The organism is Hominisplanchenecus murintestinalis (genome assembly GCF_943193015.1).
GTDB lineage: Bacteria > Bacillota > Clostridia > Lachnospirales > Lachnospiraceae > Hominisplanchenecus_A > Hominisplanchenecus_A murintestinalis.
In genome coordinates this window covers 53,794-80,604 of record NZ_CALPCM010000005.1, presented here as the reverse complement: position 1 = coordinate 80,604, position 26,811 = coordinate 53,794, and the positions used below count along the sequence as shown (strand labels likewise).

Sequence of the window (26,811 nt, the reverse complement as noted above, 5' to 3'; positions counted from 1 at the left end):
TTTCTCTATTATTTTCTATGCTTCTTCATAAAATCCTCATAAAGCGGCGACATGCTGCGCAATCTTTCCACAATCCGTTTAATCGCATCCGCCACGTAATCCATATCCTCTTTTGTAATCTCCTCGCTCAGTGTCAATCGCAGAGAACCATGAGCAATCTCATGCGGCAGCCCGATAGCCAGAAGCACATGGGACGGATCAAGGGAACCCGAAGTACATGCCGAGCCGCTGGAACCGCAGATTCCTTCCATATCCAACATAATTAAAAGGGATTCTCCCTCAATAAACTGAAAACTGAAATTGATGTTATTGGGCAGCCGATTTGTCCTGTGCCCATTCAGCCGTGTATATGGAATCTCCCCAAGGACTTTCTCAATTAAGTAATCCCGCACTTCTATCTCATGGGCAGTCCGCTTTCCCATAGAAGTCATGGCGCGTTCCACCGCCTTGCCAAGCCCAACGATACCCGGCACATTCTCTGTTCCCGCCCGGCGCTTTCTCTCCTGTGCGCCTCCATGAACAAAGGAACGTATTTTTACTCCTTTTCTGATATACAAGAAGCCGATACCTTTTGGCCCGTTGAGCTTATGGCCGCTGGCGCTGAGCATGTCAATATGAAATTCATCCACTTTTATCGGTATCTGTCCAAACGCCTGTACAGCGTCCGTATGGAACAGAATCCCATTGGCATGTGCAATCTCTCCGATTTCTTTCACCGGCTGGATTGTACCTATCTCATTATTTGCAAACATAATGGAAATCAGTATCGTATCCGGCCGAATAGATTTTTTCAGCTCTTCCAGTTTTACCACGCCATTTTCATCTACATCCAGGTATGTCACTTCATACCCCTTCTTCTCCAAATACTCTGCTGTATGAAGAATTGCATGATGCTCAATCTTTGTGGTAATGATATGCTTTCCTTTGCTCTCATAAGCTTCAGCTGTCGCTTTCAGCGCCCAGTTATCTGCCTCTGAGCCTCCCGCAGTAAAATAAATCTCATTTGCCTGCGCCCCCAGGGCATCGGCAATCGTCTCACGGCTCTTCGTGACTGCTTCCCTGCTCTTACCCGCAAATTCATAAACGCTGGAGGGGTTTCCGTAATCCTCTGTAAAATACGGAAGCATCGCCTCCACGACTTCAGGCGCCGCCTTTGTGGTGGCGGCATTGTCCAGATAAATAAATTTTGACATCTCTATCACTCCTCATTTACAGCCGTTCTGGCATGGCTGTTCTATATTTTTAACTTTCTTACCCTCTTCTACCAGTTGGGACAGCTTGATATCATCCACCGCCCGGGTAATGCTTTCATTAATCTTCTGCCAGACATATTTCGTCACGCACACATCCGCGTCCTCGCATCCTCTGTCAGACTTCAGTCCGTCGCACGCCACGGCTTCCAGGTTTCCCTCCAGGGCACGTAGAATGTCTCCCACAGATATTTCCCCTGCCGGGCGCGCCAGCCTGTAGCCTCCTCCTGCGCCCCGTATGCTGACTACCAGCCCTGCCTTCCTGAGCTTCGCCATGAGCTGCTCCAGATAACTTTCCGAAATCTTCTGCCTCGCAGCAATGCTTCCGATGGATACTGCGGATTCCTCGCTGTAAACTGCCAGGTCTATCAATGCCCGCAGACCATATCTTCCTTTGGTTGACAGCTTCATTCCGCTTCCCCCTTTCAAATCCGAGTATTTTACTGGGATTTATATTCCTGACTATATCACTTCTTCCGTTTCCTGTCAACCCCCGGACACAAATACAAACCGCAATTTGAACTCCGCGCAGCTGCGAATCCTGGCATGGTACAGACGGACAGCTCATATATTTATAGAAACCATTCGGAGCTTCTATCTATGAATCAAAAACGCGTCATTCTTCAAGGGGCATTTGTTCTGACTATTGTGGGATTTGTCAGCCGGATTATCGGTTTCTTCTATAGAATATTCCTATCCCACGCAATCGGTGCGGAAGGCGTGGGCATTTACCAGCTCATTTTCCCGGTTTACACTATGGCATTTTCCCTTACTGCCGCCGGAATACAGACTGCTATTTCAAAAAATGTATCGGAAAAAATGGCTTTAGGCGATAAAAAGGGGGCACGTAACACCTTTTTTGCCGGACTCATTCTAACCACATGCGGTACTCTCTTTGTCTCTTTATTTTTATATCATGGGGCAGGATGGATTTCCTCTGCCTTTTTAAAAGAAACACGCTGCGAATCTCTCGTCCGCATGCTTGCTTTCGCCCTGCCTTTTGCCGGAATACACTCCTGCGTGGGCGGATACTATTTTGGTCTGAAAAAAACGCACGTTCCTGCCATATCCCAGCTTGTGGAGCAAGCCGCCAGGGTTTCCGCCTCATACTTAGTATATATAATTTTTTTGGAAAAAGGCATCCGTCCTACTCCGGTTCTAGCTGTTATCGGCCTGATTTTTGAAGAGCTTGCCTCTGCGCTCTTCTCTTTAACCGCCGCTGCACTGCATTTTGGAAAAACAAAGATATCCTCTCTTGCTTCCAAATCAAGCCTGCCCTTTACCGGTATTTTAAAAATCTCTCTTCCACTGACTGCAAATAGATTACTCATTAACCTGCTGCTGAGCGTGGAGGCAATCTGTATCCCGCTGCGTCTCCAGCTGGCAGGGCTGTCTGTTTCTTCAGCGCTCAGCATCTACGGCGTGCTTACCGGAATGGCGCTCCCTTTGGTGCTTTTTCCCTCTGCCATCACCAACTCTATCTCCGTGATGCTGCTGCCCACAGTCTCGGAGGCACAGGCCGCCGGAAGCCAGAGACAGATTTCCCGGACGCTGGAGAATACCATCCAGTACTGTCTGATTCTCGGAATCCTCTGTACCGGAATTTTTCTTTGCTTCGGCGAAAGCATGGGAAGAGTTCTCTTTGCCAGCTCCCTCGCCGGAAAATTTATCCTTATCCTGGCGTGGATCTGTCCTTTTCTGTATTTGGGAACTACCCTCACCAGTATCCTAAACGGTATGGGGAAAGCCGTAACTACCTTCTGGCAAAATACTGTTTCCCTGCTCATCCGCATCCTTTTCGTGTGGTTTGCCATCCCACGCTTCGGGGTCGCCGGATATCTCTGGGGAATCCTGGTCAGCCAGCTTCTTTCTGCAGCCCTGGCGCTTTTTGTGCTGTCGCGGCATGTACCTTTTCACTTCGACAGCCTGGGCTGGATCGTAAAGCCTCTGGCCGCCCTCAGCGTAAGTGTAGGAATTATGCTATTTTTCCGTTCCTGCCTGCTGTACATTCCGTGGAAAATACTTCCTGTACTGGAAATGTTTCTTTCTATTTTAATCCTGTGCGCTGTTTATATTGGTATTATGTTCTTTTCTCAGATTTACATACTTTTGCGCGGACGTGGGATAATAAAAGCGTAACAAAAAAGATTACAGGAGGTTTTCTTAATTATGATGACAGAAATTTCAGAATTAGACCTGCAGAACCTTCGCCATCTAATTGGCGGATACAGCACCACCCACTGTAAAATGACAGACTATGCAAACCAGGCCACTGACCAGAGCGTAAAACAGTTTTTCCAGAAATCTGCGCAGTCCGCAATGGAAACAAAACAGCAGCTCATGAAATTCTTACAGTAGGAGGGAACAGACATGGATGAGAAAACAATGGTATCAGACACACTCGCAGGCATTAACGGCGAACTTACCCGCTATGCAGGTATGATTGCACAGTCCGAGAACCCGCAGCTGAAACAGACCTTAAAACAGATCCGCAACCAGTGCGAAACTTCTCAGGAAGAGCTTTACCAAATCGCACGCAGCAAACAGTACTATGTTCCGGCAGCAAAAGCTACGGCTGAAGAAGTTGCCCATGTGCGCAATGTCCTGACACAGGGCTAAGAGCGGAGCAATTTAAATCCTGCAGACAGGGTGTATGGCATATTAGATTCCATATACCCTGTTCTTTTTTTTGATTTTATCTGAATATTTTAAATAATATACTCAATTAAGTTATTAATATCGAAAAATATTTTAAAAATTTTAAAAATAAATCTTGACAAATCCTGTTTTCAGAGTTACAATAAACTCAACAAAAACAAAAGAAACGAAGCAAAACACCAATTTAGGAAATTTGTTCCTGGCAAGCAAAGCCGCTAAGAGTGAAAGCTTTTCGATTCTTTAGAAAATAGGAGGACGGTCCAATGGCATAGTTAAACCCAATCAAATGCAATCTCTCATAAGAGTTTAAGAAAAAAACTGAACAAAGAGATTTCGCAGCGTGGCTGAAGGAGGGGATTCCAATGAGAGGCAGAGACCCATAGCCAATTAAAAAACAGACAATAGAAAGAGAGGTTATTAAGTGAAGCTTCTGGAAATTCATTAAAAGGGCTATCTGATTTAAAAGAAAATCAGGTAGCCCTTCTCATATGTTCATTTCTATCCGATTGGCGTACGCTGCCTTTTCTACAGATTTGTATATCCCATCAAAGATTCGTCTACAGCCCTCGCCGCTTCTCTTCCTTCCCGAATAGCCCACACCACAAGAGACTGCCCTCTATGCATATCTCCTGCCGTAAACACGCCGGGAACAGATGTCTGGTATTCGCCCGGAGCCGTTTTTACATTCGTCCTGCCGTCCAACTCCACTTTGAATGCATCTGTCACGTATTTCTGGGAACCAAGGAATCCTGCCGCAATAAGCACCAAGTCTACATCTACTACATATTCGCTCCCCTCTACCGGCGCCATCCTCATCTTCCCGGTCTTTTCATCCTTTTGACCCTGGAGCTTCACCAGCTTCGCTTTACATACTTCGCCTTTTTTATTTTTGACAAACTCCGTAACCGTAGTCTGGTATACTCTGGGGTCGTGACCAAATACAGCAATCGCCTCTTCCTGCCCGTAATCTGTCTTGCACACCCTTGGCCACTCCGGCCAGGGATTCTGCTCTGTTCTGGTATCTGGCGCTTTCGGCATCATTTCCAGCTGGAGCACGGAAGCGGCTCCCAGACGAATAGAAGTTCCCACACAGTCATTCCCGGTATCGCCGCCTCCGATAACCATAACCTTTTTCCCTTTTGCCGGAATAAATTTATGATCCGCAAAGTTACTGTCCAGCAGGCTCTTTGTAACAGAGGTCAGGAAATCCACTGCAAAATAAATTCCAGATGCATCGCGTCCCGGAACATTGATATCCCTGGGATTTGACGCGCCGCAGGCCAGCACCACCCTGTCATACTCTTTCAACAGCCTGGATGCCTTGATGTCCCCGCCCACGTTTGCATTTGTCACAAACTCAACGCCCTCCGCCTCCATAATCGCAATCCGGCGGTCTATCACGCTTTTGTCCAGCTTCATATTTGGAATACCGTAACGCAGCAGGCCGCCGATGCGGTCTCTTCTTTCAAACACAGTCACCTTATGCCCTCTGGAATTCAACTGCATAGCCGCCGCCAGCCCTGAAGGACCGCTGCCCACGACTGCCACCTTCTTTCCTGTCCGCACTTTGGGCGGATGCGGCGCGATGAGTCCCTGTGCAAAAGCATATTCAATAATCGCATGTTCATTTTCCTTTGTCGCCACCGCCTCCCCATTCAGGTTACAGGTACACGCCGCCTCGCAGAGTGCGGGACACACTCTGGAGGTAAATTCCGGAAAACAATTTGTTTTCGCCAGCCGTCTATAGGCCAGTTCCCATTTCCCATGATAAATCAAATCATTCCACTCCGGTACCAGATTATTTAGCGGACATCCCGAAGCCATGCCGCCTATTATCTGTCCATATTGGCAAAACGGTACGCCGCAGGCCATACATCTGGCTCCCTGAATCCGCTGCTTCTCAAGAGGCAGCGCCACATGAAATTCTTTAAAATTCTGAATCCTTTTCTTTGGAGGGATTGTCTCGCTGTTCTGTCTTTTATAGTCTAAAAATCCTGTTGGTTTTCCCATGCCCTCTCCCTCCTATTCTTTTTTGTTCGCATAAAATGCTTCAATCTGCGCCTGCTCACTGCTCAGTCCCTTTTCCTCCATCTGGACGATTGCTTTGAGCATACGGGCATAATCATGCGGAATGATTTTCTTGAATTTTGGCAGATATTCGCTGAAATTTTCAAGAATTTCCTTTCCTTTCGCCGAATTCGTGTATGCCACATGGTCCTTCACCATCTCTTTCAGCTCTAGCACATCATACTTATTCATGAGCTTGTCAATAGAAACCATCTGTTTATTCACCTTCCGATAAAGGTCATTCTCCTCATCCAGTACATAAGCAATACCGCCGCTCATGCCCGCCGCAAAGTTCTTTCCTGTCTTACCCAAAACAACTACACGGCCGCCTGTCATGTATTCGCAGCCGTGGTCTCCCACGCCTTCCACCACTGCTGCTGCACCGGAGTTCCTCACACAGAAGCGCTCTCCCGCCACACCATTAATATACGCTTTTCCGCTGGTAGCGCCGTAAAGCGCCACGTTTCCGATGATGATATTTTCATCTGCTCTATATTTACTGCCCTTCGGCGGGTATACAATCAGCTTTCCGCCGGAAAGACCTTTTCCAAAATAATCGTTGCTATCCCCCACCAGCTCCAGGGTCAGCCCTTTCGGGATAAATGCCCCGAAGCTCTGGCCGCCTGTTCCGTTACATTTAACCGTATAACTGTCTTCTTCCAGGGTATCACCGCAGATTCGGGTAATTTCCGAACCGAAAATCGTGCCGAATGCCCTGTCTGTATTGATTACATCCACCTCTACGCTGCGCTTCTGCCTCTTCTCCAACGCTCCCCGCAGCTTTTTCAGCAGCACTCTTTCGTCCACGGTTTTTTCCAGTTGGAAATCATACACCTGTGCCGGATCAAAGGTCACCTTATTCTCAAGTGCGGAGTACGTATTATCCAAAATTGCATGCAAATCCACACGTTTTCCATGAGCAGTCTCAATTTCGTCCTTCCGCTTCAGCAAGTCGGTGCGCCCTACCAGCTCGTCAATCGTGCGGACTCCCAGCTTTGCCATATACTCCCGCAGCTCCTGCGCGATAAACCGCATGAAGTTCACTACATATTCCGGCTTTCCCCTGAAACGTTTCCGAAGCTCCGGGTTCTGGGTAGCCACGCCCACCGGACAAGTATCCAGATTGCAGACACGCATCATCACACAGCCCATAGTCACCAGCGGAGCAGTGGCAAATCCAAACTCCTCCGCACCAAGTATCGCCGCAATTGCTACGTCACGACCGCTCATCAGCTTGCCGTCCGTTTCGATGCGCACTTTATTTCTCAGCCCATTCATCAAAAGTGTCTGGTGAGTTTCTGCCAGCCCCAGTTCCCAGGGAAGCCCCGCATTGTGGATAGAACTTCTCGGCGCCGCCCCGGTACCGCCGTCATAACCAGAAATCAGGATTACCTGTGCCCCCGCCTTTGCTACACCCGCCGCCACGGTTCCCACGCCTGCCTCCGAAACCAGCTTCACGGAAATCCTTGCTTTCGTATTGGAACTCTTCAAATCATAAATCAGCTGTGCCAAATCTTCTATCGAATAAATATCGTGATGCGGCGGCGGGGAAATCAACCCGACGCCTGGCGTGGAATGACGCGTTTTGGCAATCCACGGATACACCTTGCCTGCCGGAAGGTGGCCGCCCTCTCCAGGCTTTGCCCCCTGCGCCATCTTAATCTGCAGTTCCTGCGCGCTCACCAGATATTCAGATGTAACGCCAAACCGCCCGGAAGCCACCTGCTTAATGGCAGAGCAGCGGTTCTCTCCGTCCTTTCCCGGCCTTAACCGCTCCAGGCTCTCGCCTCCCTCGCCGCTATTCGACTTTCCATGCAGCCGGTTCATGGCAATTGCCAGCGTTTCATGGGCTTCCTGGGAAATCGAGCCGTAAGACATGGCGCCTGTTTTAAATCTGGTCACAATAGAATCTACGCTCTCTACCTCTTCCAGCGGTACGCCCTCTTTTGGATAGTTAAAATCCATCAGGCTCCGCAGATACCCGGATTCCTCCTTATCCACCATCTCCGTGTAGGTTTTAAACATCTGATAGTCGCCCTGTTTGGTGGACTGCTGCAGCATGTGGATAGTCTGCGGATTATAACGGTGCTTTTCCCCCGCGCTCCGCATCTTATGCCGCCCTGCGCTGTCCAGAGTCAAATCAGCATCCAGTCCCAGCGGGTCAAATGCCTTTGTGTGGAGCGCATCCGCCTCTTTCGCAATATCCTCCAGCGTAATCCCACCCACACGGCTTACAGTATTTGTGAAATACCTGTCAATCACCTCAGGTGCGATTCCAAGCGCTTCAAAAATCTGCGCCCCCTGATAAGACTGAATCGTAGAAATCCCCATCTTGGACGCAATCTTTACAATGCCGTGCAGGACTGCTGCATTGTAGTCTTCCACTGCCGCATAATAATCTTTATCCAGCAGCCCGCAGTTTACCTGATGACGTATCGTCTCCAATGCCAGATAGGGATTGACTGCACATGCGCCATAGCCAAGCAGCGTCGCAAAATGATGGACTTCCCGCGGTTCCCCAGACTCCAGCACGATTGCCAGGGATGTGCGCTTCTTCGTCTTAACCAAATGCTGATGAACCGCCGAGACTGCCAGCAGAGAAGGAATCGGCACATGGTTTTCGTCCACGCCCCTGTCTGTAAGAATCAGGATATCCGCCCCGTTTCTGTGCGCCCTGTCCACTTCCACAAACAAATGGTCAATAGCTTTTTCCAGGTTTGTATTTTTATAGTAAGTAATAGGTACTTCTTCAACCTGAAACCCTTCTACTTTCATATTTTTAATTTTCAGCATATCCGTGTTCGTCAGAATCGGATGCTCGATTTTCAGTACCTGGCAGTTAATGGGCTGCTCATTTAGCAGGTTCCCATCCTTACCTACATACACTGTGGTGGAGGTCACTATCTCCTCCCGGATGGCATCAATAGGCGGATTTGTAACCTGTGCAAAGAGCTGCTTAAAATAGTTAAACAGCGGCTGGTGCCGGCTTGACAGCACTGCCAGAGGTGTATCGATTCCCATAGCGCTGATCCCTTCGGCTCCATTTAACGCCATCTGGCGGATAGACGTCTGGTACTCCTCATAGGTATAGCCGAATGCTTTCTGCATCCTTGCCAGTTCTTCCTTACTGTATTCCTGCACCCTGATATTCGGAATCTTCAAATCCTTTAATTTCACCAAATATCTATCAAGCCACTCCCCATAAGGCTGGCTCACCGCATATTTTTCTTTCAGCTCATCATCGTCAATCACACGCCCCCGGACAGTATCTACCAGAAGCATCTTGCCCGGATGCAGCCGCTCCTTCTGGACAACCTTCGCAGGATCGATATCCAATACGCCCACTTCCGAGGAAAGAATCAAATATCCATCCTCTGTAATGTAATATCTGGACGGACGCAGCCCGTTCCTGTCAAGTACCGCCCCAATCAAATCACCGTCGCTAAACACAATAGACGCCGGCCCGTCCCAAGGCTCCATCATAGTCGCATAATACTGGTAAAAATCCTTCTTCTCCTGGCTCATCGTGTCATTATTCGCCCACGGCTCAGGAATCGTAATCATCATCGCCAGAGGCAGCTCCATCCCGCTCATCATCAGGAATTCGAGCGTATTATCCAGCATGGCAGAATCGGAGCCGGAAACATTCACTACCGGAAGCACCTTATGCAGTTCCCGGTTAAAATACTCGCTGGACATGGTCTCCTCCCGCGCCAGCATCTTGTCGGCATTCCCGCGGATGGTATTAATCTCGCCGTTATGTACAATCAAACGGTTCGGGTGCGCCCGTTCCCAGCTCGGATTTGTGTTGGTGCTGAACCTGGAATGTACCGTAGCAATGGCAGATTCATAGTCTTTACTCTGCAAATCCTTAAAGAATGTCCGGAGCTGCCCCACCAGGAACATGCCCTTATATACAATCGTCCGGCTGGAAAGTGAAGCCACATAAGTATCCTCTATACTCTGTTCAAATACCCGGCGCACTACATAAAGCTTCCTGTCAAAGTCCAGCCCCGCTGCTACATCCTTTGGTTTCTTCACGAATCCCTGAAGAATACAGGGCATCTTCTCCAGCGCTTTATGCCCCAGCACTGAAGGGACTGTAGGCACTTCCCGCCAGCCCAGGAACTCCAGCCCCTCCTTCTCTACAATGATTTCAAACATCTTTTTCGCCTGGTTCCTTTTCAGCTCATCCTGAGGGAAGAAAAACATACCGATTCCGTATTCTCTCTCAGAACCTAAAAAGATGCCGAGGGATTCGCAGGTTTTGGAGAAGAACTTGTGTGAAATCTGTAACAGAATTCCTACACCGTCACCTGTTTTTCCTTCGGCATCTTTGCCAGCTCTATGTTCTAGGTTTTCTACAATCCGCAGCGCGTTCTCAACTGTATCATGAGTTTTGATTCCCCTGATATTGACCACTGCACCGATCCCACAGTTGTCATGCTCAAACTCCGGCCGGTATAAGCCGGGAACTTTGGGCCGCAACGCTTTGTTTTTCGTATCCATACGACCAACCCTTTCTGTCTAAATTTGTATCATACTATACACTTATTTTTTTCAGATGTAAAGAATGACTTTTTTGTGAATTATCTGATTATTTGTTATTTTAAATATTTTTTATATTTTATCAGATTATATTCAGCAGCACCGCCGTAAGATTCGCCGCCATATGGAAAATTATCGGCACATACAGGGAATTCCATTTCTCATATGCCAAAAGCATTACCAGCGCCATAGGAAATGCAAAAAGAATCTGCACCATATTTCCATGATACAACGCAAATATCCCCGCTCCTGCCAAAACTGCAGACCATACAGGAATATATTTTTTCAGCCGCTGGTATATCAGCCCGCGGAATAAGAATTCCTCTGTTATCGGCACCAAAATACCAAGCCCCACTGCCTGAACTGCAAGGTTACTTTCCAAAAGCCCTTCCTGCACGGCATTTGAAAAGTTCTCCGTCACTGTAAAATAGTCCATGACTGCCGTCAGGCATAGATTCAGCGTAGCGCCGCCTGCTGCCATCAGGGGATATACCCACCGGGGAATACAAGGTTTTCCCGCCGGACATTCCCTTCTGTCCCTGAGGTACAGAAATATAAAAAACGGCAGCGACAATACCGCCGCGACAGCTGTAACCGCTGCCGCATCGGGTGTGCTTCCCTGCAGCGCCAGCGCCACCGCATTCGAAACCGCCATATGTATCAACAACGGAATAAAAATATCTTTTATACCCAAAAACACCATATCTGCCTCATCTCCAATTTGACACCCTGCATTCCCAGGGATATAATCAAAACATCAAAATATATTTTACAGAAAGGAACCGCTATGGATAAATCTACCAGACAATTCCCCCGCAGAGATAAAAAAACTCTGCTTTTAACCTTGCTTATCCTGTTTATCCTTATCCTGTCTGCCGCCGTGCTGCTTATTCGGTATTTTACTGCCGGCAAAGCGGGAACCGCCAGGATTTACCAGGATGGCGCACTCGTCCGCGAAATTGATTTATCAGATATTGCCGCCCCTTACACCTTTACCATAACAAGTACAGACGGCAGCTATAACACGATAAAAGTTGAACAGGGCGCCATCGGGGTTACCGACGCTGACTGCCCGGACAAGACCTGCCGCAATATGGGAATGGTGCGAAGCAGCGCCTATCCTATCAGCTGTCTCCCTCACAAGCTGCTGATTCAAATAGCAGATAATGACAGCGGCATAGATGCAGCAGCCCAATAGACAAAGGAGGCATCCTTATGAAAATCCGCCATATGGCAATGTTAGCCATGTACACCACTATAGCGCTTACCATTTTCACTATAGAATCTTTGCTTCCCGGCCTGGCCCCGGTTTCGGGTATCAAACTGGGACTCTCGAATATCGTCACGCTCTGGCTGCTTCTATACGCTTCCCAAAAAGACGCTTTTCTCTGTCTGGTAATGCGTATCCTTACCGCCAGCCTGATAGCCGGACAGATGGTGTCCTTCGCCTACAGTCTGTGCGGCGGCGTCTTCTGCTTCTGCACAATGGCTGTCCTGTTCCGTATCTTCGGCAAAAAATATATTGTTTTTATCAGCGTCATTGGGGCTGTCTTCCACAACCTGGGACAAATTCTAATCGCTGTAATAGTCCTTCAATCCTTCAGCATTCTTTCTTACCTGCCGCTTTTGACGATAAGCGGCATTGCCGCAGGCACATTTACCGGACTTTGCACGCATTATGCTGCAAAGCGGCTCACAAAAGACCAGGTCTGGCTTCCGTAAATGCTCTCCTAAATATATCTCTTCTTAATTACTGTCTGGACGAATTCTTTATTATTTCTTGTATTGACAAATGTATTCAATATCGTCTCTACGGCTTCGTCAGATTTCATGCTGTTCAGCGCCTTCCGCATGATATATGCCGCCTCCTGCTCTTCTTTATTCAGCAGCAAATCCTCCCTCCGCGTGCCGGATTTCTGAATATCAATCGCCGGGAACACACGTCTCTCTGAAAGTTTTCTGTCCAGAACCAGTTCCATGTTTCCGGTTCCTTTAAACTCCTCATATACAACATCATCCATCTTGCTTCCGGTGTCCACCAGCGCCGTTGCCAGGACAGTAAGGCTGCCGCCCTCCCGCATCTTTCTCGCCGCTCCGAAAAACCTTTTGGGCATATGGAGCGCGGCCGGGTCCAGACCGCCGGAAAGCGTACGTCCACTGGGCGGTATCGTCAGGTTATATGCCCGTGCCAGCCTTGTAATGCTGTCTAAAAGTATCGTCACATCCTCATTATGCTCTACCAAACGTTTCGCCCGCTCAATCACCATCTCAGACACCCTCTTGTGGTGCTCCGGCAATTCATCAAAAGTAGAGTAAATAACCTCCACATTATCTCCCGTAATGGCTTCCCTGATATCGGTCACTTCCTCCGGACGCTCGTCAATCAGCAGGATGATCAGGTGCATATTTTTATCATTCTGCAGAATAGATTTGGCAACGTCTTTCAGCAATGTTGTCTTTCCGGCTTTCGGCGGGGATACGATCATGCCTCTCTGCCCTTTTCCGATTGGGGAAACCATATCTACAATCCGCATGGCAATTCCCCTGCATTCGCGCTCCATCATCAGGCGTTCATTCGGGAAAATCGGCGTCATATCTTCAAAATTATAACGTTTTGAAGCTTCTGCCGGGCTTCTCCCGTTAATTGTCTTTAAATAAAGCAGCGCACTGAACTTTTCCTGCTGCGTCTTAATCCTTGTGTTCCCTTTCAGGATATCCCCTGTCTTTAATCCGAAACGGCGAATTTGGGATGGAGATACATACACGTCATTTTCACCCGGAAGATAATTTGCACACCGGATAAAGCCATAACCGTCCGGCATCACTTCCAGAATCCCCTCTGCCTGAATGCCACTGTCCAGATTTGACAAATCCGGAGTGGAACGCTCCTCCGGGTTCTTGGCGTCTGCGCGCCTGTTCTCCTGATTTCTGTTATCTATGCCCCGGCTTTCTACGCCCCTGCTCCCCATTGGCTTTCCTTCCGTAATCCTATTTTCTATGTTCCCATGCTCTGACACCCCGTTGTCCTGCCCGGATATCCCGGTATTTTTCTGCGTCTCCAGCTTCTCATCCTCTGCCAGCATTCTTTCAATGACATCTTTCTTTTTCAGAGCAGAAATATTTCTCAGTCCCCGGCTCTTCGCCAAATCTTTAAGTACAGTTACAGATAATGCCTCATATTGTTCTCTTGTCATTCTTATATTCCCTTCTTTTTCTATCCATAATAAAATTGCTTTTCATACTTTATAAAGTTTTATCAAATGGGAGTTCGTGTCTGAAACGACATGATAAATAAATCAAATAGAAAGCTTCTTAAGCTTTCTATTTGATTTAGTATAGCATACCCTCTCAAAAAAATCCAGAACTTTTCTTATATACTTGAATCCCCCGGCAAAAAACTATATACTATAGAGAGGATATCAACTATAAAAAGGAAACGGACGTGATACATATGAAAGAAAATCCTACACTCAAAAAAAATACCGGAAAGAACAGTTCCGGAAAGAACGAACCTTCTCGGTTCCTGGCAAATAACAACTACTTCACCATATCAGTCTACGCCATAGCCGTCATATTCATCGGGGCGCTGATTCTCAAACTGCTTGTCTCCTGGAATGGCACCGTGCGGACTATCAAAGAAATCGTGAACATTCTGATGCCTTTCATCATCGGAGCGCTAATCGCTTTTATCCTGAATCCCGCTGTCCGGAAAATCAGCATCCTGATGGGGCGGTTTTTCCATATGAAAGACGGAAAGCTTCGGAAAATCCTGGCAATTGCCATTGCCTACCTTCTGGTTATTGGGTTAATTGCTGTTGTGTTCTTCGGTATCGTCCCGCAGATTGTCAGCAGTATTACGGATTTGGTAAACTACATCCCCACGGCAGTAAATGATACGTATTATTTTATCGACAACCTGGAACAGCATTTTCCTGATTTGGATATGGAAGTCATCAAAAACTCCATCAACAAAGCTCTCCCGGATGTTATTGCTTCCGTACGTGACTTTGCCGGAAATCTGGTTCCTGCTTTATACCAGGTTTCCATGATTGTCGTACAGTGGCTTGTAAACCTGATTATCGCTATCATCGTTTCTATTTACATGCTTTCCGACAAAAAGCCATTAAAGAACTCCCTGAAAGCGGTCGTTTATGCTTTCGTTCCAACGAAGCACATTACTTCTGTCACTGAAATTTTAAAGGAAGCTTATAAACTGTTCAGCAGTTTCATTATAGGAAAAGCGCTGGATTCTACAATTATCGGCTGTCTCTGCTTCCTGTTTATGACCATTTTGCAGCTGCCTTATGCCGTACTGATCAGCGTTATCGTAGGCATCACGAACATGATTCCTTATTTCGGACCTTTCATCGGAGCGGTTCCCGGCGCGCTGATCCTGCTCCTGATTTCTCCGGTAAAAGCTGTCATCTTTGTTATCCTGATTCTCGTCCTTCAGCAGTTTGACGGATTGATTCTGGGGCCAAAGATTCTGGGAGACTCCACCGGGCTGAAGCCCCTCTGGATTATCGTAGCCATCACCATCGGCGGCAGCCTGGGCGGCGTTCTGGGTATGTTCCTCGGAGTTCCGATTGTGGCATTCCTGCGTTATCTGGCTAACCGCTTCCTGACGTACCGGCTGCGCAAACGCAATTTTCTTCCAGATGACAGTGAACCGCTCGCGTAAGAACAGGCAAATACCACCTCACGATGGACACCCCTGCTCCTGGCTATACACATCCCACTACCAGGGCGTGTTACGGACTTTCACCAATTAGATTGCGCCCATACTGGGCGCACCATAGAAAGAGGATGGGGATTAATCTCTCCCATCCTCTTTCTGCGTATCTCCTGTCTGTCTTTTCTGCTATCCCTGAACGTACCAACAGTTTATTTCACTTATTTAACCGTGACTCTTATCTTCTTCGCGTATCCATTTCTGGCGCAGACATAGATAAGGCATTTCCCCTTACCTGCCGCCTTAATCTTTCCGCTTGCAGATACCGTCGCCACCTTTTTATTGGTACTTATATAACGGAACGGCCTGGCTCCTACATTGGAAAGCTGCTTTTTCTTTTTATCCGCCAGAATAACGCTTGCCTTTATTTTTGCCGTCTTTCCTTTTTTCAGCCGATACGAGCTTTTCTTTACTTTTACCGCCTTCGCGTTGGTATATTTTTTATTATTTTTCCCGGCGGCATAGACGGTCATGCTTTCCCCCAGGGTTACTTTCCTGCCGTCCGCCATCCTGTAGGCAAGGACATATGCCTTGTAGCTCTTCTTTAAGTCTAGCGCCTTTCCGTTCACCTTCTGAACCGTGGCTTTTCCTGCCTTTCCGTTCTTTATCGAAGTAATACTTTTTTCGGTAAATTTCCTGTCGCTGTACTGCACATAAATATCATATCCGTCCGCCCCGGCGACTTTTCCCCAGCTAACGCTGATTTTTTTGCCGGACTGGCTGATTTTCAGCTTTCCAGTTAAGGCTGCGGCATTTTTTTCCTGTTCCTCTTTCGGAACAGAGACATTCCCTGCGCCGCCTGTGCCGGAATTTCCCGTTCCGCCCGGCGCGGATTTTTTGGTGGTAAAGCTTGCCGCGCCGCTGGCCGGGGAAGCGTTATGGTTCGCGTCCTCTTTCACCCTTGCATAGAACGTATATGCCGTATCCGGGGACAGACCCGTAAACTCCGGGCTGTCCTGCCAGTGTTCGCCGTCCCTGCTGTACTGGAAATTATCTCCTGCCGCCGTCAGCGTGATGCTGGTGTCCCTGATATTTGTGTCCAGCGCGGTGGGTGCGCCAGGCGCGGCCTGGCCTGCCTTTTCAATTTTCCCTTTGATCGCAGCAGTATTGGAGGCGAGCACATACCTTTCAGCCTTGTCGCCGCTCAGCTCTGTGATCGTGGCTGTAATCGTCTTATTCTCCCCCGCGTCGGCGCTGTCGAAGGCATAGGAAGCTGACGCCGTCACGCCGCTTCGGTCAGCTTCCAGCACGCCGTCCAGCGAAAGCGAAAGCCCCGCGCCGTCATATGCGGCCGTACCGTCATAAACCTTCGCCGCGCTGCCCGTGATAACCGGGATGACGGTCTTCGGCTCCACTGTCACGGTAACGTGAAGCTCCACCGACCAGCTCACTTTGGCCTGGAAAACATACTCATATTCTCCAATTTCCAAGTCGCCTGGCAAAGCATAAACGTCGCCGTCCCCAAGTTCAACGCCGTCCTTGCACCAGTACCCCTCCAAAGCTTCGCCCCCGGGCGCCACTGTGACTTTCAGTTCTTTGTCTGAGGTCTGCCCGTACGGCACGGTAAAATCCTCCGTTATTTCGGCAGTCCAGGGGGAATCCGTCTGTGCCCCGCAATCCTGGCACGATGAGGTATATTCCGCCGACTTGTTTCCCTCCGAAACAACATATACATTTCGCGCCGCATGGGGCATGTCGGACTGATGTATCCCGCAACCGTCGCAGTTTATATTATGGGTTCCGTCGCCGTTATCGGAGACTTCTTCGTGCGTACAGTCTTTCACCGTCACGGCTCTTTCCAGCATATATTCTCCGCGTTTTCCCGTAATAAGCGCGCCGTCACCGTCAAAATAAGCACATTTATACCCAAGCAGGTCTCCTACGGTTTTGCTTCCGGAGCCGGAACCACTGTCAATGAGGATAGCTGCCTTGTCCCCGGAGAACGTTCCACCGTTCAAGGTGACACTACTTCTGTCATTTCCCGGCATATACAGCCCTGCGCACGGTGTATCCGGATCATCATTCCCGCTCCGGCCTTCCAGTGTTGCCGCGGCAGTGGTGCCTCCGCCAATCACGACATTAATGTTTCTCTCAACAAATATCCCATAAAAAACGCCACGCAGCGTACAGTTATTTATGCTTGCGCTTCTGTCTGAGGAAATATACAAAGCTGTCCCCCTTTCAGTACCCATCTGCGTCTCATCATAACTGTCTAAGACGTCAACGACGCATCCATTAAGAACTACAGAGCTGTTACCCATAATATATAAGGTGTTGGGCAGATGTATGTCATGAATCTCCCACATTCCGCCCATAACTGCCAGAGAGCGCCCGGAAACCGTATGCCCTTCGCCTTTTAAGACAACGTATTTTGACGCCTGTAAAACCAACGGTTCCGTCGTATCATAAGACACATCCTTTAAAACGGTAAGCACGGCCATCTTTGTGGCGGCGCCTGCCTCGGCACATGCCTCGTTAAAAAACAGGTAATACTCCGTCTCTCCGTCGACAGTTACGCTGGCTTCCGCCTCTCTGTGACACTTTGAGCAGATTCCGTCCGCCCATTCATGCGCGCAGAGATTTCCCTCTCTTACAGTGACCGTTCCAGAAAGCTCTTTCACGCCCATATTCTCAATGGCAACGCCGTCCGCATCGTAATAGAGGTAACCGCTGCCTAACAGATGCCTTACTGTCGTATTACTTATTATTGTTGTATCGGCTGCGGTAAATGTGCCGCCGGTGAGCGTGACCGTGCCGCCCTCCACTGACAGGCTGGAACGCATCCTTCCGTCAAATCTTCCGCCGGTAATTGTCAGGCTGCCGCCGCCGCTGTAGAACACCTCCGTGTCGTTTTCTACTGTAAGCGTATATTCTCCGCCATCGAAGGTAATATCGTTGCCTTCCCCCACCTCCAGTCTGGAGGAACGGGATACATCGGCGAGCAGCTCTATGAAAGCGTGTTCTCCGGCAGCCTTTGCAGCTTCCCACGCATCGCCGACTCTCAGATAATAACGGACGTCGCTGCCAACCGTCAGCCTGGCGGTAATCTGCCCCTGGCACTCGTTACAGCGTCCATCCTCACCCAAACTGTGCTGGCAGATCTTTTCCACCGAGATATCGCCAAACAGACGGTTTACATCTGTGTCTGTAACAACTGTATCATTATTTTTTATATATTGGAAGCCTTCCGAAAGTAAACCGCCGACTGTACCATCTGCGGAACCAACATTTATCGCGCCTGATGAGGTGGCCTGGAACCTTCCTCCGGAAAGTTCGGCTAAGCCGTTTTCACCGATTTCCAAAGCGTACGCTTCCGTAGTGGAAATCGTACCGCCACTGATAATTGCTTTACCGCCATCTATCCGTACGCCGACGCCAGTATTGTAGGCAGAAATATTTCCCCCGCTAATCTCAATCGTACCGCCCTTGCACCACAGGCCTTCGCCATAATTCGTCGCGTTAATCGTACCGTTTTGAATCTCAACCCTGCCATCGTCGCACTGTACGCCATAGTTGCCCCTGCCTGATATGTTAATCGTGCCGCCGATTATGTTCAGCCTTCCGCCGTTTACAAGAAATGCCGAGACGACAGATAGCAGACGGTACGAGCCGCCGTCAAAGGTAATATCGTCGCCTTCCCCTATCGTCAAAGCATCTGTGATATCCGAATCCCTCAGCAGGGTGACGGTAGCGGTTCCGCCTCCTTTTGCTGCCGCCCACGCGCTTTCAATAGTATCGTAATACGTGGTTTGACCGTCTTTTTTCACATTTGCCTCGGCTGTTGTTTCATCGCCCATAAAAAGATTGCCCGCCGCAGAAACGTTTATCACACCTGGAAAATCACAGGCAGAACCGGTAAATATCATAATTACTGCTAAAATGATACCCAGCCATCGTTTCATTACGCATAGTTTCATTGCACATTTCTTCATAAAATTCTTCCTTTCACATTTTCTTTCTTGCTAAGTGTTTGCAAAACGCCAGCGCGCCGCGCACACATATAATTTAATACATTAATTTTAGTAAAAAGCAATACTTCTGGCAAGAACGTCATTTTTCTGGCAAAAACATCCTGTCATTTTCTGCCTTACTACGGAAGTCCGTTATGAGAACATGCTATATATTGTCTCCACCAACAGCTTTGACGGAAAAGTCAGAAAAGGCAAGGGCGGATACTGCTCCACCAAACACGGCGGAACCAGCATCGGCCTTGCCTCCATTTCCGCCGTTTCAGAAAAATACGGCGGTTCCGTAAAAGCCTCTAACAGCGACACGGAATTTTTTGTGGATGTGGCTCTGAAGATATAAAGAGAAAGGGCATAATAAATGCAAACCCTATTTCTTTTTTTCGCCAAATTTCCCCAACACCTTATTCACTTCATCCAGCGACTTTTTCACCATAAGCATTTTCTTATTCAGCCCCGGCTTTTCCATCACTGCCATTCCAATCTTATCCTGCAGGGTTCTTTTCCGCATAGACACCGCCTACCGCCTTTTGCTGTTATTATATGCCAAGACACCCATTCCGTGATTAGCAGCCCCCGCCTTCAGCTGAACGTTACGCCTGCATCTCTACACTGCGCTTTTTCCGGCTGATAATCATTTTGTGGATAGGATTCCCTCTTTCCGAAAACTTCTCTTCATATTCGGTCATCACGTTTCCCTGCATCATCTCTTCATTGTGATGCAAATCAAAGGTGCAGGTCTCCAGTTCCCATTCGGATTCTTTTGCTTCTTCCAGTGCAAACTCAAACAACCCTCTGTTGTCTGTCTTAAACTCTACTTTCCCGTTTTCTTTCAGGATTTTATCATAGCGGCTTAAGAATTCCCTGGAAGGAAGCCGCCGTTTCGCGTGGCGGTCCTTCGGCCACGGGTCTGAAAAATTCAGATAAATTTTTTCCACCTCATTCGCCTCAAAGATATCCGGCAAATCCCTGGCGTCAATGCAGAGATAATATAGATTGGGTATTTCCTCCATTTTCTCCCGCTTCTGAAGCGCCCGCAGCAGTACGCTGGTATATCTCTCAATTCCCACATAATTGATACCCGGATGAAGGAGCGCCATCTCTGTTACGAACTGTCCTTTTCCCATTCCCACTTCAATATGCACAGGGTTATCATTCCCGAAAATCTCTCTCCATCTCCCTTTCCAGACTTCCGGTTCCTGAATGACCCATCTGCTGTTTCCTACTGTCTCATCAGCTCCCGGTATATTTCTTAAACGCATAATTTTCCTCCCATGTAATCCATCTGCTTCCTGCCTAATTCAAAATTTTCTTCAACTCATCCATAAATGTATTGACATCTTTAAACTCTCTGTATACGGAAGCAAACCGCACATATGCCACTGCTTCAAGGTTTTTGAGCTTATCCATCACAATTTCACCAATAACCTTGCTCTCAATTTCGCGCTCTTCCCGGTTAAATAGTTCTGTTTCTACATTATCTACCAGTTCCTTAATTTTCTGTACAGGAATCGGCCTTTTGTAACATGCGCGCAGCACACCGGCCTCTATCTTTGACCTGTCATACTCTTCACGGCTGTTATCTTTTTTTATGACAACCAAGGGAATTGTCTCGACTTTTTCATATGTAGTAAACCGCCGTTTACACTCATCACACATCCTCCGCCTTCTAATTGAGCTATTATCATCTGCCGGCCGGGAATCCACGACCCTTGTATTATCCTGATTGCAAAATGGGCATTTCATAGTTTTCCTCCTTAGCTGCACTTAAAATTCCAACGCCGATTCTTTTCTTTTTTTATACCCCACTTTCCCCTGAATTGTCAATGCATGGTTTCCTTTTTTTTGCATAGGCTGTAATAAAACCCATGTGTGAGGTTCTTATGCGTATCTGTGATCTCCGGCAAAAAGAGGTAATTAATATCTGTACCTGCCGTTCCCTTGGCTGTGTCAATGATGCGGACATCGACTCCTGCACCGGCTGCGTCGTGGCGCTGATTGTCCCGGGTCCCGGAAAACTCTGTTCCTTTCTGGGGCGCGACACAGAGTACATCATCCCCTGGAAGTGTGTGAAACAGATTGGGAATGATATCATCCTGGTAGAAATTGACGAGGATGAGTGCAAAAAGAAATGTGACGGATAAACCGCCGGGCGGGCAGCAGTCCTTTTTCTGCTGCCCGCCCCTATATTACTATGCCTGTGCATTTCCCTCAAAGATTTTTACGATATTTTCATATACAAACTCTTTCATCTGTCCCATACTGATCTCCGCCGCCTGCCTATTCCCCAGATAAAAGCAGAATCCCATGAACTGGGTAAGCAGCGTCTCAATCGCTAAAAAATCCGGCTCTTTTTGCAGCAGGCCTTCTTTCCTTGCCTGCCCTAAAAGACAGTCTGCCGTCTCTTTCAGCCTTCCTTCTCTAAGGAAACCGCCAGACTTTTCCCCGCCGCACTTCTTCGCCGCCTCTGAGCCGAGCACATAATAGCAGAGATAGCGGATAAGCACCTGCCTTTTGGGAAAATTCTGTTCCATATCGTCTAAAATCGCAAAAATCTGCTCCCGGAAGCTTCCCTGTTTCAGCGCCTTTTCCGTCATATGGCAGAGCCCCTGGTGGAGCTGATAAAAAACCGCCTTTCCCAGCAGCTCCTCTTTCGTGTCAAAATACTCATAAGCTGTTCCTTTCCCAATTCCCGCCTTAGCGGTAATCTCGGAAATTTTCATGCCATAAATTTCTTTTCCTTCTTCCATCAGTTCATTTACTGCCTCATACATCGCCACTGCCTTTGGAGCTGAAAGCCGGAGGATACGCTCTATTCCAAAATCTATCACATTAAATTTCCTCCTCCGTCATATCTTTCTTCCTGTTCAGTAAGTCATAAATGCACGGAACGACTACCAGTGTCAGCAGCGTGCCATAAAGAAGTCCTCCTACGGCCACAATTGCCATAGGCTGCACCATATCCGCACCCATTCCCAGTCCGACGGCCATTGTACTCAGTCCAAGAATTGTCGTGAGCGCCGTCATCAGGATTGGGCGCAGCCTGGTTCGGCCTGACTCTATGATGGCCGCTCGTTTCTCCATGCCGCCCCGCCTGAGCTGGTTGATATAGTCCACCAGAACGATTCCATTATTTACGATAATACCCGAAAGCATAACAAAACCTATCATCGCGATAACGCTCACCGGCTTTCCTGTCGCCCAAAGTCCCAGGAAGCCGCCTGTAAATGCCAGAGGAATCGTAAACATAATAATAAACGGAGAGAGCAGCGACTGGAACTGCGCCACCATAATCAGGTAAATCAGCAATACCGCCAGACCAAGCATTTTCAAAAGCTCCACCATAGATTCGTTAATCGTCTCATTTTCTCCCGACATCTCAAGTGTATATCCTTTTGGCAGCTCTATCTCCTTTAGCTTCTGTTCCGCCTCGCCTGCCACCAGCCCGATATTATAGCCCGCGTCTACTTTCGCGCTGACTGTCACATACCTGGTCTGTGCTTCACGGTTGATCGAGGAAAATCCTTCTGTCTCCTGAAATTCCACAATATTTTTCAGCGGCACATCTTTCGGATTCCCATTCTTATCTTTGCCTTCAATTTTCAGTTTCTTAATCTGTTCCCTGGTAAGCTTCGTATCATTCTCACTAATGACCATAACCGGATAATCTTTCACATCCGTTGTAAGTGTTGTCGCGCTCTTTGCATCCGCCAGTTTTCCCTGAAGGAACTGGAATACCTGCGCCGTAGTAAGCTGATATTTCATAGCCTTATCTTTATCTACCACGATACGCATTTCCAGAGTCTTCTCTTCAATACCGTCGGAAACATCCACAGCCCCTTCTACCGTTTCGAGAACCGCTGCCGCCTGTGCCGCCAGCTCTTTTAGCGTATCCAGCTCACGCCCTTTCACTTTGACAGAGATTCCGCTTCCGCCAAGCGCCGACATATCCATGCTGGAAGTCTGAATATTCAGCTCACACGCTAAATCGGCGGTACGTTCTTTAATTTCTTCCGCCAACTGCAGACTGTCCAGTTCCTTATCCTCTTTTAAAATCAGATACATGGAAACTGTATCAGAACCACTGTCTCCCATAACTCCCATCATGCCGCCGCCCTGAGACATGGCTCCGATTTCTTCTACATCCGGAATATCCTGTATCCTTTCTGTTACTTTATCCGACATCTCGGCAAGCTCCTGTTTCCCTGCGCCCTCGTCCGGCAGCGACAGGGTAAGGGACATCTGCGTACTCTCCATTTCCGGCATAAACTCCGTCCCCTTTGAGACAGACAGCACCGCACTCAATACCAGCGCCAATACCGCCCCAATCAACACGATTGCCCTATGGTTCAAAGCAAAACCTATCATCTTTCCATAACCGCTCTGAAGCCCGCCAAAAATACGGCTCTTCTTTTCATCCGTATTTTTCAGCAAGCCCGACCCCAGCATAGGAACAACAGTAAGCGCCACTGCAAGGCTCGCCAACAGGGAATAAGCAATCGTCAGTCCCATATCCACAAAGAGCTGCCTTGTAATTCCCTCTGTAAACACAATCGGCAGAAATACACAAATGGTAGTAAGCGTAGACGCCGCAATCGCCCCTGCTACCTGGCGCGCCCCTTCCACTGCCGCTTTTTTTGCAGAAACTCCTTCGTTTCTCAGACGATAAATATTTTCAATAACCACGATAGAATTATCCACCAGCATACCGATTCCCAACGCCAGTCCCGAAAGGGATATGATGTTGATATTGATTCCTGAGAAATACATTAGTACAATTGCTGCTAAAATACTGATTGGGATAGAAAATGCAATTACCACAGTAGGACGTACACTTTTCAGGAATAGCAAAAGAATCAAAACTGCCAGCACCGCGCCTGAAATCATATTTTCAAGTACGGAATTTACAACCATATCTATATAAATCCCCTGATCCATCAGCTTTACAAAATGAGTATTCCCGGATTCCTCCTCAATCTCCGTAAACTTTTTCTGAATCCTTTTAGAAACGTCTCCTGTGGAATATCCCGACTGCTTCTGCATGGAAAACAGCACGCCCGCATGCCCATTAATTTTGGCGTAAACCTCACTGCTGTTATCTGTTACCGTCACATCTGCAACGTCTGAAAGGTAAATAGGTTTCAAACCCTTCATATGTAAATCCACAAGCATCAAATCTTCCAGAGACTGCGTATCCGTGAGCTTATCGCCCACGCGCACCAGGAAATCAATACCTTCTTCCGCTACATACCCGGCCGGCATGGTGAAGTTCTGCGCTGCAAGAATTCCCTTTATCATGTCAGCCGTAAGGATTCCTTCTACGTCCGACTTTTCATAAGCCGCGTCTTTCTGGCTGTCCAGCTCCTTCCTTGCCGTGTCAAGCTGGCTCTCCCCGGCAGTAATCTGTGCTTTGCCTGACGCGATCTCTATGGTCGCGCTGATTTTGTTTCTGTTCAGTTCAGAAAGAGCTGCCGAAAGTGAAATTTTTCCTGATTCAATCTGGCTCTTTGCGTCGGTAAGCTGTTGCTTTGCCTCCGTAAGCTGTGACTTTCCTGCTTTTATCTGCTTTTTTCCATCTCTTATCTGCTTCTTCCCTTCTGCTATCGCCTGCCGCTGGTTCGGAATTTCTTCTGCCATTTCCCTTAATAGCCCAACTGCCGTTTCCATCTGGGTTTTCTGTGAAATCAACTCTGACTTCTGAGTATTAATCTTCTGCTGGATTTCTTCATAGCTTCCGCTGGTATCTATCCCCATAGCTGCCAAAGGCTGTAATACTGCATCCAACTGCTGCTGGAGAGCCGTAAGCTGCTGCCGCAGCGCTGCCAAAGCCGCCGGCGGAGTATCAGGGTTCTTCTCTGCCTCGTCAAGCTGCTTCTCCAGCTCCGCCTTTCCCTCAAATGCAGGCTTCGCCTGTTCAAGCCCTGCCGCTGCCGCCTCCAATCCTGTAATCCCGCTCTCTATCGCTGCAAGGCCCTCCTCTGCTTCTGTAAGCTGCCCTGGAAGCGCGTCCAGCTGCTCTTCTGCCTCGGCAAGCTGCGCTTCCTGCGCCTGAATTTCTTTTTCCGCCGTCTCAAGCTCCGCCAGCCCGCTCTCCACCTCGGCAATTTTCTGGTTCAACTCCGCTTCACCGGAAATCAGCTGGTTCTGTCCGCTGGAAATCTGGCTCTCTGCATTGGCAGTCTGCTCTGCCAGTGCCCGCTCCCCTTCTTCCAGCTTCGTCTTCCCGTCTTCTAATTCCGCTTTAGCGTCCTCCATCTCGCTCTCTGCCTCGGCAAACTTTCCGTCCAGGGCGTTCTTTACTTTCTTGTTGACCGCATCAATCTTATCCTGCCTGATTACCACCTGGACTTCTTCGTCTATCAGGCCCGAAGCTGTCACAGATGCCACGCCCTCGATACTTTCCAGTTCCGGAAGCACGGTATTATTCACATAATCTGTCAATTCTGAGCCTTCCATATCCCCTGCTTCCGCCGCCGCAACCATAACCGGAAGCATATCCGGGTTCATTTTCATAATAATCGGGCTTCCCACACTGTCATCCCAATACCCCTTAATCTGATCCAGACTCTCCCGCATTTCAATCGTGACCGCATCCATATTTACGGTCTGGGCAAATTCCAGAACAACCACAGATACATTCTCACTTGAAACGGAAGTGACGTTCTCAATGTTGCTGATGGTCGCCATAGACTGCTCCACGGGCCTGGTAACCGTAGTCTCCACCTCTTCCGGGCTGGCGCCTATGTATGTCGTGTACACCAGGGCATAGGGCAGAGTCATATCCGGCAGGAGATCTGTTTTCATCTTTGAGAAAGATACAAATCCCAGCACCAATACCAGCACCATACCCACCACGACTGTATAAGGCCGCTTTACGCTAAATTTTGCAATCATATGCTGTTCCTCCTTGTATCGTCCGACCGGTCGGTCGGTAATTATTTAAAAGAAAACCAGGCAAACCTGGTTTTCTCAAAACCGCTTCTCACTCTGGGCATTTTAACATTCCTGTGCCATACAGCCCTCTATAATCTCCCAGATTTCATCCCTTCCATCCTTCGTAACCGCCGAAAAAGGAATTACGGCAGTTCCGGGAACCACATGAAGCCCCTCTTTTACCATCTTTATATGCTTCGCCACCTGGCTGCGTTTCAACTTATCCAGCTTCGTGGCAATGATAATCGGCTCATAGCCGTTATGCAGAATCCAGTCATACATCATCTTATCATTCTGGGAAGGCTCATGCCGGATATCAATCAGCAGAAATACTGCCCGCAATTGTTTGGAGCTGTGGAGATAACGCTCTATCAGCTTTCCCCATTTCTCTTTCTCCGACTGGGACACCTTCGCGTATCCATATCCCGGCAAATCCACCAGATACACCGTCTGGTTGACATTATAAAAATTAATCGTCTGGGTCTTTCCCGGCTGGGAACTGGTTCTCGCCAGGGATTTCCGGTTCATCAGCCCGTTAATCAGTGAAGATTTCCCCACATTGGATTTCCCGGCAAATGCAATCTCTGCCTTGTCATGATCCGGCAGGACGCTGGTAATCCCACAGACTGTCTCTAACTCTGCATTCTTTATAATCATA

The 26,811-nt window shown here is 48.3% G+C and carries 21 protein-coding genes; 8 read left to right on the top strand and 13 right to left on the bottom strand.

The features are described 5' to 3' along the window. Positions 1 to 8: 8 nt before the first annotated feature. A complete protein-coding gene (gene nifS, locus NFR99_RS03525) occupies positions 9 to 1,193 on the bottom strand; it encodes a cysteine desulfurase NifS (RefSeq protein WP_120483235.1) in 1,185 nt (394 codons plus the stop codon). Positions 1,194 to 1,205: 12 nt separating this feature from the next. Beyond that, positions 1,206 to 1,661 carry an RrF2 family transcriptional regulator gene (locus tag NFR99_RS03520; protein WP_120483237.1) on the bottom strand — a complete coding sequence of 152 codons (456 nt, stop codon included), beginning with the start codon at positions 1,659 to 1,661 and terminating at the stop codon, positions 1,206 to 1,208. A gap of 189 nt (positions 1,662 to 1,850) precedes the next feature. Between NFR99_RS03520 and NFR99_RS03515 the strand changes: the two genes are divergently transcribed. From NFR99_RS03515 to NFR99_RS03505, 3 genes are read left to right on the top strand one after another with little or no spacing between them, the layout of a single operon-like run. After that, a complete protein-coding gene (locus tag NFR99_RS03515; RefSeq protein WP_120483239.1) occupies positions 1,851 to 3,389 on the top strand; it encodes a putative polysaccharide biosynthesis protein in 1,539 nt (512 codons plus the stop codon). Positions 3,390 to 3,422: 33 nt separating this feature from the next. Then, complete coding sequence (locus tag NFR99_RS03510; RefSeq protein WP_120483353.1) at positions 3,423 to 3,608, top strand: hypothetical protein; 186 nt, start codon at positions 3,423 to 3,425, stop codon at positions 3,606 to 3,608. A gap of 12 nt (positions 3,609 to 3,620) precedes the next feature. After that, positions 3,621 to 3,869 (top strand): spore coat protein, encoded by a 249-nt coding sequence (locus tag NFR99_RS03505; protein ID WP_120483241.1) that lies wholly within the window; start codon positions 3,621 to 3,623, stop codon positions 3,867 to 3,869. 564 nt (positions 3,870 to 4,433) lie between these two features. Here the strand turns inward: NFR99_RS03505 and NFR99_RS03500 are convergent. The 3 genes from NFR99_RS03500 to NFR99_RS03490 form a co-directional block, all read right to left on the bottom strand. Further along, positions 4,434 to 5,918 carry a glutamate synthase subunit beta gene (locus NFR99_RS03500; protein ID WP_135976049.1) on the bottom strand — a complete coding sequence of 495 codons (1,485 nt, stop codon included), beginning with the start codon at positions 5,916 to 5,918 and terminating at the stop codon, positions 4,434 to 4,436. Positions 5,919 to 5,930: 12 nt separating this feature from the next. Further along, entirely contained in the window at positions 5,931 to 10,484 is a 4,554-nt protein-coding gene (gltB, locus tag NFR99_RS03495; RefSeq protein ID WP_120483245.1) for a glutamate synthase large subunit, read from the bottom strand. Between the two features lie 121 nt (positions 10,485 to 10,605). After that, positions 10,606 to 11,226 (bottom strand): CPBP family intramembrane glutamic endopeptidase, encoded by a 621-nt coding sequence (locus NFR99_RS03490; RefSeq protein ID WP_120483248.1) that lies wholly within the window; start codon positions 11,224 to 11,226, stop codon positions 10,606 to 10,608. 84 nt (positions 11,227 to 11,310) lie between these two features. Here NFR99_RS03490 and NFR99_RS03485 point away from each other — a divergent pair, with 84 nt between their 5' ends. Together NFR99_RS03485 and NFR99_RS03480 are read left to right on the top strand one after the other, a co-directional pair. After that, positions 11,311 to 11,721: a NusG domain II-containing protein gene (locus tag NFR99_RS03485; RefSeq protein ID WP_158604837.1), complete on the top strand. Its 411-nt coding sequence runs from the start codon at positions 11,311 to 11,313 to the stop codon at positions 11,719 to 11,721. Positions 11,722 to 11,738: 17 nt separating this feature from the next. Then, positions 11,739 to 12,245, top strand: coding sequence for a Gx transporter family protein (locus tag NFR99_RS03480; RefSeq protein WP_120483250.1), 507 nt, complete (start codon positions 11,739 to 11,741; stop codon positions 12,243 to 12,245). An 8-nt stretch (positions 12,246 to 12,253) separates the two neighbouring features. On the opposite strand, the gene rho is transcribed toward NFR99_RS03480, so the two are convergent. Further along, the gene (gene rho / locus NFR99_RS03475) at positions 12,254 to 13,717 is read right to left on the bottom strand and encodes a transcription termination factor Rho (protein ID WP_251352755.1); all 1,464 of its coding nucleotides are present in this window, start codon (positions 13,715 to 13,717) and stop codon (positions 12,254 to 12,256) included. Positions 13,718 to 13,974: 257 nt separating this feature from the next. Here rho and NFR99_RS03470 point away from each other — a divergent pair, with 257 nt between their 5' ends. After that, a complete protein-coding gene (locus NFR99_RS03470) occupies positions 13,975 to 15,204 on the top strand; it encodes an AI-2E family transporter (protein ID WP_120483255.1) in 1,230 nt (409 codons plus the stop codon). A gap of 212 nt (positions 15,205 to 15,416) precedes the next feature. Here NFR99_RS03470 and NFR99_RS03465 read toward each other — a convergent pair whose 3' ends face one another. Then, entirely contained in the window at positions 15,417 to 19,187 is a 3,771-nt protein-coding gene (locus NFR99_RS03465; protein ID WP_251352753.1) for a YDG domain-containing protein, read from the bottom strand. 181 nt (positions 19,188 to 19,368) lie between these two features. Here NFR99_RS03465 and NFR99_RS03460 point away from each other — a divergent pair, with 181 nt between their 5' ends. After that, positions 19,369 to 19,563 carry a GHKL domain-containing protein gene (locus NFR99_RS03460; protein WP_120483259.1) on the top strand — a complete coding sequence of 65 codons (195 nt, stop codon included), beginning with the start codon at positions 19,369 to 19,371 and terminating at the stop codon, positions 19,561 to 19,563. A 27-nt stretch (positions 19,564 to 19,590) separates the two neighbouring features. On the opposite strand, the gene NFR99_RS03455 is transcribed toward NFR99_RS03460, so the two are convergent. From NFR99_RS03455 to nrdR, 3 genes are all read right to left on the bottom strand, one after another. Continuing rightward, a complete protein-coding gene (locus NFR99_RS03455) occupies positions 19,591 to 19,731 on the bottom strand; it encodes a hypothetical protein (protein WP_158604838.1) in 141 nt (46 codons plus the stop codon). An 82-nt stretch (positions 19,732 to 19,813) separates the two neighbouring features. Continuing rightward, positions 19,814 to 20,482 carry a tRNA (guanosine(46)-N7)-methyltransferase TrmB gene (trmB, locus tag NFR99_RS03450; RefSeq protein ID WP_120483261.1) on the bottom strand — a complete coding sequence of 223 codons (669 nt, stop codon included), beginning with the start codon at positions 20,480 to 20,482 and terminating at the stop codon, positions 19,814 to 19,816. A gap of 34 nt (positions 20,483 to 20,516) precedes the next feature. Then, the gene (gene nrdR / locus NFR99_RS03445; protein WP_120483263.1) at positions 20,517 to 20,966 is read right to left on the bottom strand and encodes a transcriptional regulator NrdR; all 450 of its coding nucleotides are present in this window, start codon (positions 20,964 to 20,966) and stop codon (positions 20,517 to 20,519) included. 137 nt (positions 20,967 to 21,103) lie between these two features. On the opposite strand from nrdR, the gene NFR99_RS03440 reads away from it, so the two are divergent. After that, positions 21,104 to 21,364, top strand: coding sequence for a PRC-barrel domain-containing protein (locus tag NFR99_RS03440; protein WP_120483265.1), 261 nt, complete (start codon positions 21,104 to 21,106; stop codon positions 21,362 to 21,364). 48 nt (positions 21,365 to 21,412) lie between these two features. Here NFR99_RS03440 and NFR99_RS03435 read toward each other — a convergent pair whose 3' ends face one another. The 3 genes from NFR99_RS03435 to yihA all read right to left on the bottom strand — a co-directional run bounded on the left by NFR99_RS03435 (position 21,413) and on the right by yihA (position 26,810). Next, the gene (locus NFR99_RS03435; protein ID WP_251352750.1) at positions 21,413 to 22,051 is read right to left on the bottom strand and encodes a TetR/AcrR family transcriptional regulator; all 639 of its coding nucleotides are present in this window, start codon (positions 22,049 to 22,051) and stop codon (positions 21,413 to 21,415) included. Position 22,052: 1 nt separating this feature from the next. Next, on the bottom strand, positions 22,053 to 26,114 hold the full coding sequence (locus tag NFR99_RS03430) for an efflux RND transporter permease subunit (protein WP_251352748.1): 4,062 nt from the start codon (positions 26,112 to 26,114) through the stop codon (positions 22,053 to 22,055). A gap of 102 nt (positions 26,115 to 26,216) precedes the next feature. Then, on the bottom strand, positions 26,217 to 26,810 hold the full coding sequence (gene yihA / locus NFR99_RS03425; RefSeq protein WP_135976139.1) for a ribosome biogenesis GTP-binding protein YihA/YsxC: 594 nt from the start codon (positions 26,808 to 26,810) through the stop codon (positions 26,217 to 26,219). Between the last annotated feature and the right edge of the window lies 1 nt (position 26,811).